This is a genomic window from Ramlibacter paludis, from assembly GCF_022012305.1.
Lineage (GTDB): Bacteria > Pseudomonadota > Gammaproteobacteria > Burkholderiales > Burkholderiaceae_C > Ramlibacter > Ramlibacter paludis.
Map to the genome: position 1 here is coordinate 216,581 of NZ_JAKLTM010000003.1, position 16,038 is coordinate 232,618.

The window sequence follows — 16,038 nt, forward strand, 5'->3', positions numbered from 1 at the left end:
CAAAAAAGACACTCTATCAAAGAGCGTGCCAAGTTCGAAATGGGGATGGGTTGTGAAAGCCGGGGTTGCCACCCCGGCCTACGAATGCAGGTCCCCGTAGGCCGGGGTGGCAACCCCGGCTGCTGCGCTCACTCTCCGAACTGTCCTTCGATCGCCGCGCTGATGCCCCAATCCTTCATCACCTTTCCCTCCCGCACGAACCGATGCAAGCTGGAGTAGGGCCAGTCTCCTGCACGCAACACCCAGCCGTGTTTTACCGGATTGAAATGGATGTACTCGACGTGCCGCGCGTAATCGTCGTCATCCCGGATCTGGTGCTCCCAGAAACGTTGTTGCCAAAGCAAGCGTTCGCCGCGACGCTCGCGGCGGCCGAATTCCACCCCGGCGTCACTGAGCCGATGCGTGAAGGAACGCTTGACCAGCATCCAGCGATTGCTGAAATCCGAATCGTCGGCGGGCAGCGTCCAGATGGTGTGCAGGTGTTCCGGCAGAACGACGATCGCATCGATTTGGAAGGGGTGGCGTTGCTTCACCTTTGCGAACGCCGCCCGCAGGTCCGCGACGTGATCAACGAGTGTGCGCGAGCCGCGGTCCTGCAAGGTCAGGGTGAAGAAGTAGGTGGCCCCGGCAGTGTTGGCGCGGATGTAGCGTCGCATTCAGATGCAACGCGCGTGCGGCCGGAGCGGCGTCGTTCAATTTGTGGAGGTAGGCCGGGGTGGAAACCCCGGCTTCGCGACACTTACCGTTTCTTCCCGCCCAAAATGCTCCCCAACACCCCCCGCGCAATCTCCCGCCCCACCGAGCTCCCGATCGTCCGGATCGCCGACTTGGCGAAACTCTCCGCCAGGCCTTCATGCCGCCCACCGCGCGGCCCCGTTGAGCCGAACAGGATGTCCGACAAGCCGCCCAGCGCGCCGCCACCGGCATCCTTCGCCCCGGCCGTCCCCCCTGTGCTGCCCGCTGCGCCCGCATCGGCCGCTTCGACCGCGCGGCCCTTGAGCTTCTCGTAGGCGGACTCGCGGTCCACCGTCTTCTCGTAGACGCCCGCGACCATCGAATTCGCCAGCAGGGCCTTGCGCTGCTCCGGCGTGATGGGGCCGATCTGGCTGCCCGGCGGGATGACGTAGAGCCGTTCGGTGATGCTGGGCCGCCCCTTGGCGTCGAGGAAGCTCACCAGCGCCTCGCCCACGGCCAGCTCGGTGATCGCCGCGGCAATGTCCAGGCCGGGCTTGGGGCGCATCGTCTCGGCGGTGGCCTTCACCGCCTTCTGGTCGCGCGGCGTGAAGGCGCGAAGCGCGTGCTGCACCCGGTTGCCCAGCTGCGCGAGCACGCTGTCCGGAATGTCCAGCGGGTTCTGTGTCACGAAATAGACGCCGACGCCCTTGGACCGGACCAGCCGCACCACCAGCTCGATGCGCTCCACCAGCACCTTGGGCGCCTCGTCGAACAGCAGGTGCGCCTCGTCGAAGAAGAACACCAGCTTGGGCTGTTCCAGGTCGCCCACCTCGGGCAGAGTCTCGAACAGTTCCGACAGCAGCCACAGCAGGAAGGTCGCGTACAGGCGCGGCGAGTTCAGCAGCTTGTCGGCGGCCAGGATGTTGACCACGCCCTTGCCGCCGTCGGTCTGCAGGAAGTCGGCGATGTTGAGCATCGGCTCGCCGAAGAACTTGTCGCCGCCCTGCGCCTCGATCTGCAGCAGGCCGCGCTGGATGGCGCCGACGCTGGCGGCGCTGATGTTGCCGTACTCGGTGGTGAACTTGCCCGCGTTCTCGCCCACGTGCTGCAGCATCGCGCGCAGGTCCTTCATGTCCAGCAGCAGCAGGCCGTTGGCGTCGGCGATCTTGAAGACGATCTGCAGCACGCCCGCCTGCGTCTCGTTCAGGTTCAGCATGCGGGCCAGCAGCAGCGGCCCCATGTCCGAGACGGTGGCGCGCACGGGATGCCCCTGCTCGCCGAAGACGTCCCACAGGGTGGTCGGGCAGGCCAGCGGCTCGGGCATGGGCAGGCCGCGCTCCTTGATGGCGTCGGCCAATTTGCCCTCGAGGCGGCCCGGCTGGCTGATGCCGGTCAGGTCGCCCTTGATGTCGGCCAGGAACACCGGCACCCCGATGGCGCTGAAGCTTTCGGCCAGTTTCTGCAGGGTGACGGTCTTGCCGGTGCCGGTGGCGCCGGTGACGAGCCCGTGGCGGTTGGCCATTCCCGGGAGCAGGAAAGCCTCGGTCTTGCCACTCTGGGCGATCAACAGCGGTTCGGCCATGGTGCGAAAAGTAGAATCGGGGCAACCAATATAGCAATGCGCAAGCGCGCTCGAGGAAACATTCCGTGGCCGGACACAGCAAATGGGCGAACATCCAGCACCGCAAGGGCCGCCAGGACGAGAAGCGGGGCAAGATCTGGACCCGCGTCATCCGTGAAATCATGGTGGCGGCGCGGCAGGGCGGCGGCGACCTGTCGGCCAACCCGCGCCTGCGGCTGGCGGTGGACAAGGCCAAGGCGGCCAACATGCCCGCCGACACCATCAAGCGCAACATCGACAAGGCCACCGGCAACCTCGAAGGCGTGAACTACGAGGAAATCCGTTACGAAGGCTACGGCATCGGCGGCGCCGCGATCATCATCGACACCATGACCGACAACAAGGTGCGCACGGTGGCCGAGGTGCGGCACGCCTTCAGCAAGTACGGCGGCAGCATGGGCACCGCCGGCTCGGTGGCCTTCCAGTTCAAGCACGTCGGCCAGTTGATCCTGGCTCCCGGCACCAGCGAGGACAAGGTGATGGAAGTGGCGCTGGAAGCCGGCGCCGAAGACGTGCTCACCGGCGAAGACGGTGCCATCGAGGTGCTGACCGCGCCGCCCGACTTCGAGGCGGTGAAGAACGCGCTGGAGGCCGCCGGCCTGAAGCCGGAAATCGCGGAAGTCACCTTCCGTCCCGAAAACACCATTTCCCTCACGGGCGAGGACGCCGCCCGGATGCAGAAGCTGCTCGACGTGCTCGAAGACCTGGACGACACGCAAGGCGTGTTCCACAACGCCGAGATCGCTGCATGAAAGTACTTGTCATTGGCGGAGGCGGCCGCGAGCACGCCCTGGCCTGGAAACTGGCGCAGTCGCCCAAGGTGCAGGCCGTCTACGTGGCGCCCGGCAACGGCGGCACCGCGCTCGACCCGCGGCTGGAGAACGTGCCCATCACCGACCTGCGCCAGCTGCGCGACTGGGCGCTGGAGCAGAAGATCGCCTTGACGGTGGTGGGCCCCGAGGGCCCGCTGGCCGCCGGCGTGGTCGACGACTTCCGGGCGCACGGCCTGCGCATCTTCGGCCCCACGCAGGCCGCCGCGCAGCTGGAAAGCTCCAAGGCCTTCTCCAAGGCCTTCATGGTCCGCCACCAGATCCCGACGGCGGAATACGAGAGCTTCACCGACGCCAAGCTGGCCCACGCCTATGTGGACAAGAAGGGCGCCCCCATCGTGGTCAAGGCCGACGGCCTGGCCGCCGGCAAGGGCGTGGTGGTCGCCAGCACCGTGGCCGAGGCGCACGAGGCCATCGACTTCATGCTGCTGGACGACAAGCTGGGCGTGGCGCACAACGAAGGCGGCGCCCGCGTGGTGATCGAGGAATTCCTGCAGGGCGAGGAAGCCAGCTTCATCGTGATGTGCGACGGCAAGAACGTCACCGCGCTGGCCACCAGCCAGGACCACAAGCGCCTGGGCGACGGCGACACCGGTCCCAACACCGGCGGCATGGGCGCGTACTCCCCGGCGCCGGTGGTGACGCCGGAAGTGCACGCCCGCGCGATGCGCGAGATCATCCTGCCGACCATCCGCGGCATGGAAAAGGACGGCATCCCGTTCACCGGCTTCCTCTATGCGGGCCTGATGATAGCCAAGCAGGGCCAGGTGAAGACGCTGGAGTTCAACTGCCGCATGGGCGACCCCGAGACCCAGCCGATCATGATGCGGCTGAAGTCGGACCTGTTCGACGTGATGATCGCCGCCACCTCGGGCGGCCTCGACCAGGTGGAGCTCGAATGGGACCGCCGCACCGCGCTGGGCGTGGTGATGGCCGCGGCCGGCTACCCGATGGACCCGCGCAAGGGCGACCTGATCACGGGCCTGCCCAAGGAGACGCCGGAAGCGATGGTGTTCCACGCCGGCACCACACCGCGCAATGGCCAGACCTTTACCAACGGCGGCCGCGTGCTGTGCGTCACCACGCTGGCCTCCACCGTGAAGGCGGCGCAGATGCATGCCTACGAGGTGCTGGACCAGATCAAGTTCGACGGCGCCCAGTACCGCCGCGACATCGGCCACCGCGCCGTCAAGGGCTGAGGCGGTGCAATCGCGCGTCCCCGAGGTGCGGGCCTGGCTGCAGGGGCTGCAGCAGTCGATCACCCGGGCCATGTCCGAGGTCGACGGCCAGGCCTTCGCGGCCGACACGTGGCGCAAGGAGCCCGGCGAGCCGCTGCAAGGCGACGGCGTCACCATGATCCTCGAAGGAGGCCAGGTGTTCGAGCGCGCCGGCTGCGGCTTCTCGCACGTCACCGGCCCCAAGCTGCCGCCCTCGGCCACGCAGCACCGGCCCGAGCTGGTCGGCGCGGCCTTCGAGGCGATGGGCGTGTCGCTGGTGTTCCATCCGCGCAACCCGTATGCGCCGACGGTGCACATGAACGTGCGCATGCTGGCCGCCTTGCCGAAGGACGCCGAGCCGGTCTACTGGTTCGGCGGCGGCATGGACCTCACGCCTTACTACGGTTTCGAAGAGGACGCAAAGCACTTCCATGCGACCTGCCGCGATGCGCTCGCGCCCTTCGGTGCGGACAAATACCCGCGCTTCAAGGCCTGGTGCGACGACTACTTCTTCCTGAAGCACCGCAACGAGCCGCGCGGCGTCGGCGGCGTCTTCTTCGACGACCACTTCGAAGGCGGCTTCGCGCAGAGCTTCGGCATGCTGCGCTCCGTCGGCGAAGCCTTCGTGCCGGCCTACCTGCCCATCCTGCGCAGGCGCAAGGACACCCCTTACGGCGAGCGCGAGCGCAACTGGCAACTGCTGCGCCGCGGCCGCTACGTCGAGTTCAACCTGGTCTGGGACCGCGGCACGCACTTCGGCCTGCAATCCGGTGGCCGCACCGAATCGATCCTGATGTCGATGCCGCCTTTGGCCTCCTGGGCCTACCAGGCCGCTCCGGCGCCGGGCACGCCCGAAGCCGAACTGCTGCGCAGCTTCGTCGTGCGCAAGGACTGGGTTTGAGCGCATTCCCGCAGCGCGTCGGCATGTTCGGCGGCGCCTTCGACCCGCCGCACCGTGCCCACGTGGCCCTGGCCCAGGCGGCAGTGCGCCAGCTGGGCCTGGACAGCCTCTACGTGCTACCGACCGGTGACGCCTGGCACAAGGCCCGCACGCTGACGCCCGCCGAGCATCGCCTGGCCATGGCGCGGCTGGCCTTCGACGCCGTGCCGGGCGCCTTGGTGGACGACCGTGAGCTGAAGCGCGCCGGCCCCACCTACAGCATCGACACCTTGCGGGAACTGCAGGCCGAACACCCGGGCGCCGCGCTCTTCCTCCTGATGGGCGAGGACCAGGCGGCCGGATTCACGGGCTGGCGCGCCTGGAGCGACATAGCCCAGCTGGCCACCCTGGCCGTGGCCCAACGCGGCTCCGGCACCGGCGTGGCGAGCCTGCAGGCCCTGCCGGGCGTGCGCGTGCAGCCCCTGGCGCTGCCGCCCATGCCCGAGAGCGCCACCGATATCCGCGCCCGGCTGACAGCCGGGCAGGAGATTAACCAGCTGGTTGACCCGCGGGTTGCCAGTTATATTGCCCGACACAAACTCTACTCACCGACCTGATGACCGAAGAAGCCTCCGCGAAGAAAGACACCCAGAAACTCCAGAGGGCCGTCATCGATGGCCTCGAGGACGTCAAGGCGCAGGACATCCAGGTCTTCAACACCGAGCACCTCTCGCCGCTGTTCGAGCGCGTGATCGTGGCCTCGGGTACCTCCAACCGCCAGACCAAGGCGCTGGCCGCCAGCGTGGTCGACGCCGTGCGCGAAGCCGGCTTTCCCAAGCCGCGCATCGAGGGCGAGGAAAACGGCGAATGGATCATCGTGGACTGCGGCGCCGCCGTCGCCCACATCATGCAGCCCGCGATCCGCCAGTACTACCACCTGGAGGAGATCTGGGGCGAGAAGCCGATCCGCATGCGCCTGGGCGCGCCCAAGCCGGCGCAGCCGGCCGTGAAGGCCACGCCGGCGAAGAAGCTGCCGGCGGGTGCCAACGTGTCGCTCAGGCGCTCCACGACCATGAAGACCATGGAACGCGAGGCGTCGGCCGCGAAGAAGGCGGCCAAGAAGGCAGCGGCCGCCCCGGCGAAAAAGGCTGCGGGCAAGTCGGCGGCGGGCAAGGCGGCGCCTTCCCGCTCGGCACCGGCCAAGTCGGCACCGGCCAAGTCGGCGGCCGCCAAGAAGTCGGCGCCGGCCAAGAAGGCGCCGGCGAAGAAGGCTCCCGCCAAGAAGGGCTGATCCATGCGGCTGCTGGTGGTCGCGGTCGGCCAGCGCGTGCCCGACTGGGCGCAGGCCGCCTGGGACGACTACGCCAAGCGCTTCCCGCCCGAAGCGAAGCTGGAGATCAAGGCGGTCAAGACCGAGGCGCGGGGCTCCAAGACGCTCGCCACCTTGCTGGCCGCCGAGCGCGAGCGCATCGAGGCGGCCATGCCCAAGGGCGCGCGCGTCGTGGCCCTGGACGAACGCGGCACGCCGCTCACCACCGTGGCCCTGGCGCAGAAGCTCAAGGCCTGGCCGCTGGAGAACGACGTGGTGGCGCTGGTGATCGGCGGGCCGGACGGCCTGGACCCCGCCTTCCGCCAGGCGGCGCACGAACGCATCCGCTTGTCGGACCTGACCTTGCCGCATGCGATGGTGCGGGTGCTGCTGGCGGAGCAGCTGTATCGCGCGTGGACCATCAACACAGGCCACCCTTACCACCGTGAGTGACTCTGCGCGGGAATGACAAGAACGAATGAGTGACTTCATCTACCTCGCCTCCCAAAGCCCGCGCCGCCGCCAGTTGCTGGAACAACTGGGTGTGCGGCACGAGCTGCTGCTGCCCGATGCCGGCGAGGACAGCGAAGCGCTGGAGGAGGTGCTGCCCGGTGAAGCGCCGGCCGCCTACGTCCACCGCGTCACCGGCCTGAAGCTCGACGCCGCGGTGGCGCGCCTCGCGCGCCGCGGCCTGCCGCCGGCGCCGGTGCTGTGTTCGGACACCACCGTGGCGCGCGGCCGCGTCCTCTACGGCAAGCCAGCCGACGCGGCCGATGCGGCCCGCATGCTGCGCGAACTCGCGGGCCACACCCACCGCGTGTTGACCGCAGTGGCCCTGCAATCAGGGCGCAAGCGGCGCGAAGTGGTGAGCGAATCGCGCGTCACCTTCGATGCGATGAGCGCGCAGGACATCCGCGCCTACGTCGCCAGCGGCGAGCCCATGGGCAAGGCCGGGGCGTACGCAGTGCAGGGCCGCGCGGCGGCGTACATCGCGCGCATCAGCGGGTCGTACACCGGGATCATGGGACTGCCGCTGCACGAGACGGCGCTGCTGCTGAAGGAAGCCGGCGTCCGCTGGTGAATCACGCAGCGCGCCGCTGCGGCGCGCCGGGAATCTCCACGCCTTCGGGCACCAGGCCCACCACTTCGTCCTTCGCGTTGAACACCGGCCGCAGCGAAAAATGGAAGCTGCGCGGGCCGCCGGGCAGGTTGATGGTGATCGGGTGCGTGACGGTTTGTCCGCCGCGGGCGGTCTCCACGGCAGACCGCATCAGGTTCGCCGCGCCGGGCGTCGCCGTGAACCACGGCGTCTCCCAGAACGGCTTGCCGACCACCGCTTCCAGCGGACTGCGGATCGCCGCCAGCGAAACCGGGTTGGCGTCCAGCAAGGTGCCCGCGGTGTCCAGGAAGCCCTGGAACATCAACTCGGTGGCGAAAGTGGCGCGCAGGCGGTCGGCCGCCGCCACCTGCGCCTGCAGCGCGCGCGTGAGCTCGGTCGTGCGCGCCTTCACGTGCGCTTCCAGCGTTTCGTTGAAGCGGCGCAAGGCGCCCTGCGCGCGCTGCTCCGCCTCGATCATTGCCGCGAGCCGCGCGCGCTCCTCGCCCAGCTGCCAGTTCGTGATGCGCAGCTGCGACTCGGCGCGCGCGCGCTGGGTCACGTCGGTCACCAGCACGAAGATGCCGTCGACCTCGCCCGACGCGTTGCGCACCGGCTGGTAGATGAAGTCCAGCACGCAGTCCTCCGCCGGCTCGCCGGGGCGGCGCTGCAGCTTCACGGCTACGCCGGCTCCCAGGTAGGGCTCGCCGCGATGGAAGACGCCATCCAGCAGTTCCATGAACCCCTGCTGCACGATCTCCGGCAGCGCCTCCTGCACGGTCTTGCCGGCGACATCGCGCCCGCCCACCAGCTGCTGGTAGGCCTCGTTCGCGAATTCGAACACGTGCTGCGGCCCGCGCAGCATGGCCACGGGCGCCGGAGCCTGGTGGAACATTTCGCGCCAGCGCTGCAGCTCCGCCTGGCGTTCCCGCCGCGCGAGCACCATCTCGGTGACCTCGTTGCCCTGGTTGAAGATGCCGCCGACGCTGTGGTCGGCATGGCGGATCGCCGTGAGGCTGTAGTTCCACCAGGTTTCGCGCGGCGCCCCGCCGCGCACCATGGGCAGCATCTGGTCGTAGAAGGCCTGGCCCTCGCCCGTGGCCAGCACCTGCTCGAACTGCGGGCCGACGATGTGCCAGATGTCGGACCAGCCTTCGCGCGCCGGCTTGCCGAGGATCCAGGGATGCTTGTCGGCGGGGATCTCCGACCACGCATCGTTGTACAGGCAGAACATGTCCGGCCCCCAGTAGATGGCGGTGGGGAAGCTGGAATTGAGGCACAGGCTCATGGCCATGCGCAGCGCCGCGGGCCAGCCTTCGGGCGCGCCGAGCGGGTGGTTCGCCCAGTCGAAGCGGCGGATGCGTTCGCCCATGGCGCCGCCGCCTTCGAGGAAGCTGGGAGTGGAGGACAAGGTTTGGGAGAGGTCGGGGGAGGGGGAGTGCAGGGCAAAGTGTAATGATTCCTGGGTTATCCTGTGCCGGACGTCCCGTCGCGAGGGAAACACAAGAACATGCAGCAGGACATCCTGGTCAACTGGTCGCCGCAGGAAACGCGCGTGGCCATCGTGGAGAGCGGGGCCGTGCAGGAGCTGCACGTGGAGCGCACGCTGGAGCGGGGCCTGGTCGGCAACGTCTACCTGGGCAAGGTGGCGCGCGTGCTGCCCGGCATGCAGTCCGCCTTCATCGACATGGGGCTGGAGCGCGCGGCGTTCCTGCACGTGGCCGACGTCTGGCAGCGCCAGCCCGATGGCGAGCCGCCTCAGGTGGCGCGCGGCAGCCAGCCGCAGGTGCCCATCGAGAAGCAGGTGTTCGAGGGCCAGGCCCTGATGGTGCAGGTGATCAAGGACCCGATCGGCACCAAGGGCGCGCGCCTGTCCACCCAGATCAGCATCGCCGGACGCCTGCTGGTGTTCCTGCCGCAGGACGACCATGTCGGCGTATCGCAGAAGATCCCCTCCGACCAGCGGGACAGCCTGCGGCGCCGCCTGGGCAAGCTGGTGGGCGACGCCGGCGGCGGCTTCATCCTGCGCACCAACGGCGAAGACGCCAGCGATGCGGAACTGGCGGAAGACATCGCCTACCTGCGCAAGACCTGGGCGCGCATCAAGGAGTCGGCCACGCGGCTGCCGCCGCCTTCGCTGCTGCACCAGGACCTGAACCTGCTGCAGCGCGTGCTGCGCGACCTGGTGAGCGAGGAGACGCAGACGATCCGCATCGACTCGAAGGAGCAGTTCGGCCTGCTGCATGCCTTCGGCCAGGAGTTCATGCCGGCGGCCGTGTCCAAGCTGCAGCTTTACAAGGGCGAGCGGCCGATCTTCGACCTGTACAACGTCGACGAGGAAATCGCCAAGGCGCTGGGCCGGCGGGTGGACCTGAAGTCGGGCGGCTACCTGATCGTCGACCAGACCGAGGCGCTCACCACCATCGACGTCAACACGGGTGGCTATGTCGGCTCGCGCAACTTCGACGACACGATCTTCAAGACCAACCTCGAAGCGGCCCATGCCATCGCGCGGCAGCTGCGGCTGCGCAACCTGGGCGGCATCATCATCGTCGACTTCATCGACATGCAGCGCGAGGACCATCGCGAGGCGGTGCTGGCGGAATTCCGCAAGCAGCTCGCGCGGGATCGCGTGAAGACCATGTCCGGCGGCTTCTCGCAGCTGGGGCTGGTGGAAATGACGCGCAAGCGCACCCGTGAGTCGCTGGCGCACATGCTCTGCGAGCCGTGTCCCTCGTGCATGGGCAAGGGCACGGTCCGCACGCCGCGGACGGTGGCCTACGACATCCTGCGCGAGATCCTGCGCGAGGCGCGCCAGTTCAACCCGCGCGAGTACCGCGTGATCGCAGCGCCCAAGGTGATCGAGCTGTTCCTCGACGAGGAGAGCCAGCACCTGGCGGGGCTGTCGGATTTCATCGGCAAGCCGATATCGCTGCAGAGCGAAAGCGCGATGGGGCAGGAGCAGTACGACATCGTGCTGCTGTAGGCCGGGGTGGCAACCCCGGCTAGGCGGACAACAACGCCAACGCCTGTGCCGCGACGCGCTCCGGCGAAATTGCCGGCAGGCAATCCGCCCGGCTTTGCCGATGGTCCTCGCAGCCCGCCTTGCCGCACGGCACGCAGTGCAGGTCCGACTGCAGCAGCGTCACCTGGCCCACGGTCTGCGCGAGCGCCTGCCGCTGGAACACCACGGGCTGCTCCGTCGCCGGCCAGGGCGCCCAGCGCTGCGGATTGGTGGGGCCGAAGATCGCCAGCACCGGCACGCCGCAGGCGGCGGCGAGGTGCGACACCGAGGTGTCGGGACCGATGTAGAGCGCCGCGCCGCGCAGCAAGCCCGCCACCTGGTTGAAATCGAGCAGGCCCGCATCGATGGCGGAGCCCGCGAGCGACGCCACCGCGGCCCGGTCGCCGGCGCCGGGTCCGCCGGTCAGCACAACCTGGCGGCCCGCGCGTTCCAGCAGGCCGATCAACTTGCGGAAGTGTTCGATCGGCCACTGCTTGTAGGGCCACATCGAAGGCGCATGCACGACCACGTAGCCCTCGAGCAACTGCCGCTGCAGCGGCTCGGGCAGCGGCCGGCTTGCCGGGCCGACCAGCTGCGGCGCCCCGCCTTCGCCCAGCAAGGCCATCTTTTCGGTGACCACGTGCACGTTTCCGAGGTCGCCGGGGCTGTGGACCACGCGCTGCAGCAGCTTTTCCTTCCACCAGTTGCTGCCGCTGCGTTCGGGCAGCACGCCCACGCGCTCGCGCGCCGCCACCCAGCCGATCAGGTGCGCGCGGTCGCCGGGGTCGGCGACCAGGGCCAGGTCGTAACGGCGCCAGAGCCGCCGCGCCAGGGCCAGCGTGCCGCGCAGCCCGGGCCGGGCCGGCACTTCGATCAGGTCGCTGACGTCCGGATTGCCCCGCAGCATGCCGAGCGTCCCCGAGAAGCCCAGCACGTCGACGCGTGCCTGCGGCCAGCGCCGCCGCACTTCGTGGATCAAGGGCGTGGTCAGCAGCACGTCGCCGATCTGGCGCGTGACGACCACCAGCACGCTGCGCATCGGATCAGGCGCGATCGATGCGGCGCACGAGCAGCCACGCCAGAAGCGTTACGTAGAGGTGGGCTTCTATGAAATCGTACAGCATGGAGTTGAAGGCGGCGCCAACAGCGAAGGCCAGAGCGACGCAGGCTGCGGCGCCCGTCCAAGGTTGTTCGGTGCGCGACGCGCGCTTGCCTAGCCACAGCGGCCAAGCCACCCATCCGAGAAACAACACCAGGGCGGGGAGTCCGCCCGCGCCGAGTTGTAGTAGGTACTCGTTGTGTGGATTATCGGAGTGGGATCCGAGCGCGTCGGGTTCGTTGGGCCGTCGTTCTAACGCCGACTTGCGGAAAGCCTCCGTGTAGCTGGCCCAGCCGGTGCCAAGAAGCCAGTGGTCGTGCGCCACCCCGACGGCGTTTTGGAACATTTCAATCCGGATCTGCGTGGAAACGACGTTACGGCTAGCAACGGGGTTCCCGCTCAATACCGATACCGTCTCGACGACGCGAGTGCGCACGCCGGTCGAGCAGGCGGCCACCAGCAGGGCTGCCACCAGCATCCCTACCGTCGCTGGATAGCGCCACCGCGACGGCGCGGCCCGATAGGCCGCGCAGCAGGCCAGCACCAGCAAGGTTAGCTGGCCGGTACGCCCCTCGCTAGCGAACAGCACCGTCAAGGCCAAGTAGCTTGCCAGTGCATAACCGGCTCGCGCTGGAATGCGCCCCATGCGCGCATGCTCTACCAAGAGGTATGCGCAGATTGACAGGCCGAAGCCGAGTGAGATGCGGCGGATGTCGATCGAGTGGTCCAGGCGCAATTGCAGCCAGGCGAAGAAAGGCGGCGACTTCGGCAGTAGCTGCAACGATGAGATCCAGATGCCCAGTGAGGCCACGACTGCCCCCGCCAGGAGTGCGATGATGAAGACGTGAGGCCTGCGGGCGACGCGAAACACCGCCCATGCGACTGGAAATACCAGTAGCTCGTGGTACGCATTGAACGCCCGACCTCCGCTAGCGGGCGATCCGTCGCCGATAAAGGAACGTAGGGTGACATAGGCGAGAAAGAGCAAGCCCCAGCCCACGAACGGCTCGCGCCAAGGCAGTGCTTCCACGATCCGGCGAGGAGCCAGGCAGCACGCCAGCAAGACCAGGAACATCGAGATGTAGACCCCGGCCGTGGCGAATAGCGCGAAGAATCCCAGGCTGGCGAGGCTGAAAGTCATCAGCCCCCGCGAGGCGCGTTGGTTCCAAGCCTCCTGGGGCAAGGAAAGCTTGTCCATTACTGCAGTCAAGGCTGTGCTCCTTCGAGCTCGTAGTCGGTGCGTGCGGCCCGGTCGTCTCGGTAGACCCGCCGCACCAGCAGCCAGGCCATGACTGCCACATAGAAATGGGCCTCCGTGAAATCACGCAGGACCGAGTTGAAGAGCGCGCTGACGGCGAAGGCCAGCGACACGCAGCCCACCGCGCCGGCCCACGGGCCTTCGCTGCCGCGCTCGCGGATGGCGCGCCACATCGGCCAGGCCAGCCACAGCCCGAACAGGATGAGGCCGACGATGCCGCCGGCGCCGAGTTGCAGCACGTATTCGTTGTGCGGATTCACCGCGCCCCCGCCCACGCCCGGCTGGCCCTGCGCTTCGTGGCGCTCGACCGAGGTCTCGCTGAACACGCGCGGGTAGCGCGCCCAGCCGGTGCCCAGCACCCAGTGCTCGCGCACCACCTCCAGGCCGGTGCGCAGCAGCTCCGTGCGCGACTCCGGCGCAGCCTGCGCGCCGCTGCCGCCGGCCTTCATCTCCGACCAGGTCTCGCCCATCCGCGAGCGGATGGAACCGGAGCTGAAGCCCACCATCAATCCGGCCGCCAGCGTGGCGGCGAGCACCGCCAGTCGCAGCCGCGGCGGCGCCGCGCGGAAGGCGGCGCACAGCGCCAGCACCAGCAGCACCACGTGGCCGGTGCGGCCGTTGGTGGCGAAGAGCAGGGTCAGCGCGATGAAGCCGGCCAGGCCGTAGCCCGCGCGCGGCGGCAGCCGGCCCAGGCGCGCATGCTCGAACAGCAGGAAGGCGCACACCGCCAGGCCGAAGCCGCCGGAGATGCGGCGGTAGTGCAGGAAGGTTTCCAGCTCCGGCGACAGGGGCGCGAGCCAATGCGCCGCGGCCAGCACCACCGCACCGAGCATCAGGCCGTTGACCAGCGCATTGGGCCGCCGCACCGAGCGCAGGATGGCCCACAGCAGCGGCAGCAGCAGCAGCTCGCGATAGCGGTTGACGGCGTCGAAGGTCTCGCTGGACAGGCCGCTGTCGGCCAGCGTGCGCACGGCCACCCACGCCAGCAGCACCAGTCCGATCACGCCGACCGGCTCGCGCCAGGCCGCGCGCTCCAGCACGCGGCGCGGCCGCAGCAGGCACAGCAGCAGCAGCACGCCCAGCGCGATGTTGATGCCGGCCGTGGAGAACAGCACGAAGAAGCCCAGGCAGGCCAGCGCCGCCGAGAGGGCCGCCTGGTAGAGGCGCTCGCCCCTGGCCGGCGACAGGTCGATTCCGCCCGCGACGCCGGCCAGCCTCAAGGCAGGGCTCCGTCGGACTGGTGCAGCGCATGCAGCCGGGCGTAGAGGCCGCCGCGGGCGATGAGTTCGGCATGCGTGCCCAGTTCGGCCACGCGGCCCTGGTCCAGCACCGCCACGCGGTCGGCGTGTTCGATGGTGGACAGGCGGTGGGCGATGATCAGCGTGGTGCGACCGGCCATCAGGCGGCGCAGCGCGTCCTGCACCATGCGCTCGGACTCGTTGTCCAGCGCCGAGGTGGCTTCGTCGAGGATCAGGATGGGCGCGTCCTTGTACAGGGCGCGGGCGATGGCCAGGCGCTGGCGCTGCCCGCCCGACAGCGAAGTGGCGTTGTGGCCCACCTGCGTGTCCATGCCCTGGGGCAGCTGCGACAGCAGTTCGCCGAGGTTGGCCGATTCCAGCGCGTGCTGCACGCGCTCGCGATCCACGGCCTGGCCCAGCGCCACGTTGGCCGCCAGCGTGTCGTTGAACATCACCACGTCCTGGCTGACCATCGCGAACTGGCCGCGCAGCGCGCGCAGGTCCCAGTCGCGCAGGTCGTGGCCATCGAGCAGCATGGCGCCGCTGCCGATGTCGACGAAGCGGGGCAGCAGGTTGGCGAGCGTGGTCTTGCCGGAGCCCGAAGGGCCGACCAGCGCGATCACTTCACCGGGCGAGATTTCCAGCCACACGTCCTGCAATGCGGCGCGGCTGGCATCGCGGTAGCGCACCGTCACGCCGCGCAGCTCCAGGTGGCCTTGCGCCCGCTCGGGCGCGTAGGTGCCGCCGCTTTCCGGCTCGGTGTGCTCCACCAGGTCGAAGGAGCGCTCCAGCGCCGCCAGCGCCCGCATGATGGGGCTGGCCGCCTCCGACAGGCGCTTCACCGGCGAGATCAGCATCATCATCGCGGCGACGAAGGCCGCGAAGCCGCCGACCGTCATGTTCTCGCCGGTCTGCCACAGGGCGATGCAGATCACGCCCGAGAGCGCCGCGGCCGCCAGCATGTGCATGGTCGGCGTGATGGCCGCATTGGCGACGGCGGACTTCATGGCCAGGCGCCGCAGCGAATTGCTCAGGGCCTGGAAGCGCTGCGCCTGCGCGGGCTGCGCGTCGTGCAGGCGCACCACGCGGTTGGCCAGCACGTTCTCCTCCACCGCGTAGGTGAGCTCGATGGTGGCGGCCTGGCTGCCCTTGGCCAGGCGGTAGAGGCGCTTGGATGCGGTGCGCATCACCCAGGCCACCGCCGGGCCCATGATGCCGACGATCAGGGTCAGCTGCCAGTTCAGGTACAGCAGGTAGCCGAGCAGGGCGACCAGCGCGAGGCTGTCCTTGACCAGGCCGGTCAGCGCGTTCACCAGCAGGCTGAAGCCGTTCTGCACTTCCGCCACGATGGCGTTCGAGAGCGAACTCGCCGATTCGCTCTTGAACAGGTCCATGCGCGCATCGAGCAGCCGCGCGAACAGGGCGCGGCGCAGCGAGAACATGCCTTCGTTGGCGATCTTGGCCAGGGCAATGTCGGCGATGAAGCCGGCCGCGCCCCGGATGGCGAACAGGCCCAGCAGCGCGGCGGGCACCATCCACGGGTTGAAGGTGTTGCGGTTGAAGCCGTGATCCAGCAGCGGCTTCATCAGCGCCGGCATGGCGGGCTCGGTGGCGGCACCGACGATGGTGGCCACGAGCACGACCAGCCAGAGCCGGCGCACGTGCGCGATGTAGGGAAAGACGCGGCGGATGCGCTGGATGAGGCTGGCTTCGGGAGCGGCGGGAGCCGCGGGCGCGGGCTGCGCCAGGACGGTCTCAGGCACGGCGGAGGGCGCGGGCATAATTGGAAGCCATGTGCGAATTATCCCGCA

General features: G+C 68.9%; 15 protein-coding genes. 8 read left to right on the forward strand and 7 right to left on the reverse strand.

Annotation, left to right across the window (positions count from 1 at the left end):
* Positions 1–128 precede the first annotated feature (128 nt).
* Entirely contained in the window at positions 129–656 is a 528-nt protein-coding gene (locus tag LZ009_RS11570) for an REP-associated tyrosine transposase (protein WP_275698079.1), read from the reverse strand.
* A gap of 83 nt (positions 657–739) precedes the next feature.
* Positions 740–2,257 (reverse strand): helicase HerA-like C-terminal domain-containing protein, encoded by a 1,518-nt coding sequence (locus tag LZ009_RS11575; protein ID WP_275698080.1) that lies wholly within the window; start codon positions 2,255–2,257, stop codon positions 740–742.
* Positions 2,258–2,322: 65 nt separating this feature from the next.
* Here LZ009_RS11575 and LZ009_RS11580 point away from each other — a divergent pair, with 65 nt between their 5' ends.
* From LZ009_RS11580 to LZ009_RS11610, 7 genes are read left to right on the forward strand one after another with little or no spacing between them, the layout of a single operon-like run.
* On the forward strand, positions 2,323–3,048 hold the full coding sequence (locus LZ009_RS11580; protein ID WP_275698081.1) for a YebC/PmpR family DNA-binding transcriptional regulator: 726 nt from the start codon (positions 2,323–2,325) through the stop codon (positions 3,046–3,048).
* Positions 3,045–4,325, forward strand: coding sequence for a phosphoribosylamine--glycine ligase (purD, locus tag LZ009_RS11585; RefSeq protein WP_275698082.1), 1,281 nt, complete (start codon positions 3,045–3,047; stop codon positions 4,323–4,325). The genes LZ009_RS11580 and purD overlap by 4 nt, the downstream gene beginning before the upstream one ends.
* A 4-nt stretch (positions 4,326–4,329) precedes the next feature.
* Complete coding sequence (hemF, locus tag LZ009_RS11590) at positions 4,330–5,244, forward strand: oxygen-dependent coproporphyrinogen oxidase (protein ID WP_275698083.1); 915 nt, start codon at positions 4,330–4,332, stop codon at positions 5,242–5,244.
* Complete coding sequence (gene nadD / locus LZ009_RS11595; protein ID WP_346730740.1) at positions 5,241–5,840, forward strand: nicotinate (nicotinamide) nucleotide adenylyltransferase; 600 nt, start codon at positions 5,241–5,243, stop codon at positions 5,838–5,840. Before hemF ends, nadD begins: the two co-directional genes overlap by 4 nt.
* Positions 5,840–6,514 carry a ribosome silencing factor gene (rsfS, locus tag LZ009_RS11600; protein WP_275698084.1) on the forward strand — a complete coding sequence of 225 codons (675 nt, stop codon included), beginning with the start codon at positions 5,840–5,842 and terminating at the stop codon, positions 6,512–6,514. Before nadD ends, rsfS begins: the two co-directional genes overlap by 1 nt.
* Before the next feature lie 3 nt (positions 6,515–6,517).
* Positions 6,518–6,985 (forward strand): 23S rRNA (pseudouridine(1915)-N(3))-methyltransferase RlmH, encoded by a 468-nt coding sequence (gene rlmH, locus LZ009_RS11605; RefSeq protein ID WP_275698085.1) that lies wholly within the window; start codon positions 6,518–6,520, stop codon positions 6,983–6,985.
* Positions 6,986–7,010: 25 nt separating this feature from the next.
* The gene (locus LZ009_RS11610) at positions 7,011–7,613 is read left to right on the forward strand and encodes a Maf family protein (protein ID WP_275698086.1); all 603 of its coding nucleotides are present in this window, start codon (positions 7,011–7,013) and stop codon (positions 7,611–7,613) included.
* Position 7,614: 1 nt separating this feature from the next.
* On the opposite strand, the gene LZ009_RS11615 is transcribed toward LZ009_RS11610, so the two are convergent.
* Positions 7,615–9,039, reverse strand: coding sequence for a PAS domain-containing protein (locus tag LZ009_RS11615; RefSeq protein WP_275698087.1), 1,425 nt, complete (start codon positions 9,037–9,039; stop codon positions 7,615–7,617).
* Between the two features lie 99 nt (positions 9,040–9,138).
* On the opposite strand from LZ009_RS11615, the gene rng reads away from it, so the two are divergent.
* Positions 9,139–10,614 carry a ribonuclease G gene (rng, locus tag LZ009_RS11620; RefSeq protein WP_275698088.1) on the forward strand — a complete coding sequence of 492 codons (1,476 nt, stop codon included), beginning with the start codon at positions 9,139–9,141 and terminating at the stop codon, positions 10,612–10,614.
* A 19-nt stretch (positions 10,615–10,633) separates the two neighbouring features.
* On the opposite strand, the gene LZ009_RS11625 is transcribed toward rng, so the two are convergent.
* Genes LZ009_RS11625 through msbA form a run of 4 tightly spaced genes read right to left on the reverse strand, consistent with a single transcriptional unit; the run spans position 10,634 to position 16,008 of the window.
* Positions 10,634–11,671 (reverse strand): glycosyltransferase family 9 protein, encoded by a 1,038-nt coding sequence (locus LZ009_RS11625; protein ID WP_275698089.1) that lies wholly within the window; start codon positions 11,669–11,671, stop codon positions 10,634–10,636.
* A gap of 4 nt (positions 11,672–11,675) precedes the next feature.
* Positions 11,676–12,929, reverse strand: coding sequence for an O-antigen ligase family protein (locus LZ009_RS11630; RefSeq protein ID WP_275698090.1), 1,254 nt, complete (start codon positions 12,927–12,929; stop codon positions 11,676–11,678).
* A gap of 8 nt (positions 12,930–12,937) precedes the next feature.
* Positions 12,938–14,209, reverse strand: coding sequence for an O-antigen ligase family protein (locus LZ009_RS11635; RefSeq protein ID WP_275698091.1), 1,272 nt, complete (start codon positions 14,207–14,209; stop codon positions 12,938–12,940).
* Positions 14,206–16,008 carry a lipid A export permease/ATP-binding protein MsbA gene (gene msbA, locus LZ009_RS11640; protein WP_430300286.1) on the reverse strand — a complete coding sequence of 601 codons (1,803 nt, stop codon included), beginning with the start codon at positions 16,006–16,008 and terminating at the stop codon, positions 14,206–14,208. Before msbA ends, LZ009_RS11635 begins: the two co-directional genes overlap by 4 nt.
* Between the last annotated feature and the right edge of the window lie 30 nt (positions 16,009–16,038).

Coding starts and splice junctions, on each gene's coding strand:
- msbA (WP_430300286.1), bottom strand. CDS start 16,008: ATGCCCGCGCCCTCCGCCGTGCCTGAGACCGTCCTGGCGCAGCCCGCG.
- LZ009_RS11610 (WP_275698086.1), top strand. CDS start 7,011: ATGAGTGACTTCATCTACCTCGCCTCCCAAAGCCCGCGCCGCCGCCAG.
- rng (WP_275698088.1), top strand. CDS start 9,139: ATGCAGCAGGACATCCTGGTCAACTGGTCGCCGCAGGAAACGCGCGTG.
- LZ009_RS11630 (WP_275698090.1), bottom strand. CDS start 12,929: ATGGACAAGCTTTCCTTGCCCCAGGAGGCTTGGAACCAACGCGCCTCG.
- LZ009_RS11570 (WP_275698079.1), bottom strand. CDS start 656: ATGCGACGCTACATCCGCGCCAACACTGCCGGGGCCACCTACTTCTTC.
- rsfS (WP_275698084.1), top strand. CDS start 5,840: ATGACCGAAGAAGCCTCCGCGAAGAAAGACACCCAGAAACTCCAGAGG.
- LZ009_RS11625 (WP_275698089.1), bottom strand. CDS start 11,671: ATGCGCAGCGTGCTGGTGGTCGTCACGCGCCAGATCGGCGACGTGCTG.
- rlmH (WP_275698085.1), top strand. CDS start 6,518: ATGCGGCTGCTGGTGGTCGCGGTCGGCCAGCGCGTGCCCGACTGGGCG.
- purD (WP_275698082.1), top strand. CDS start 3,045: ATGAAAGTACTTGTCATTGGCGGAGGCGGCCGCGAGCACGCCCTGGCC.
- LZ009_RS11575 (WP_275698080.1), bottom strand. CDS start 2,257: ATGGCCGAACCGCTGTTGATCGCCCAGAGTGGCAAGACCGAGGCTTTC.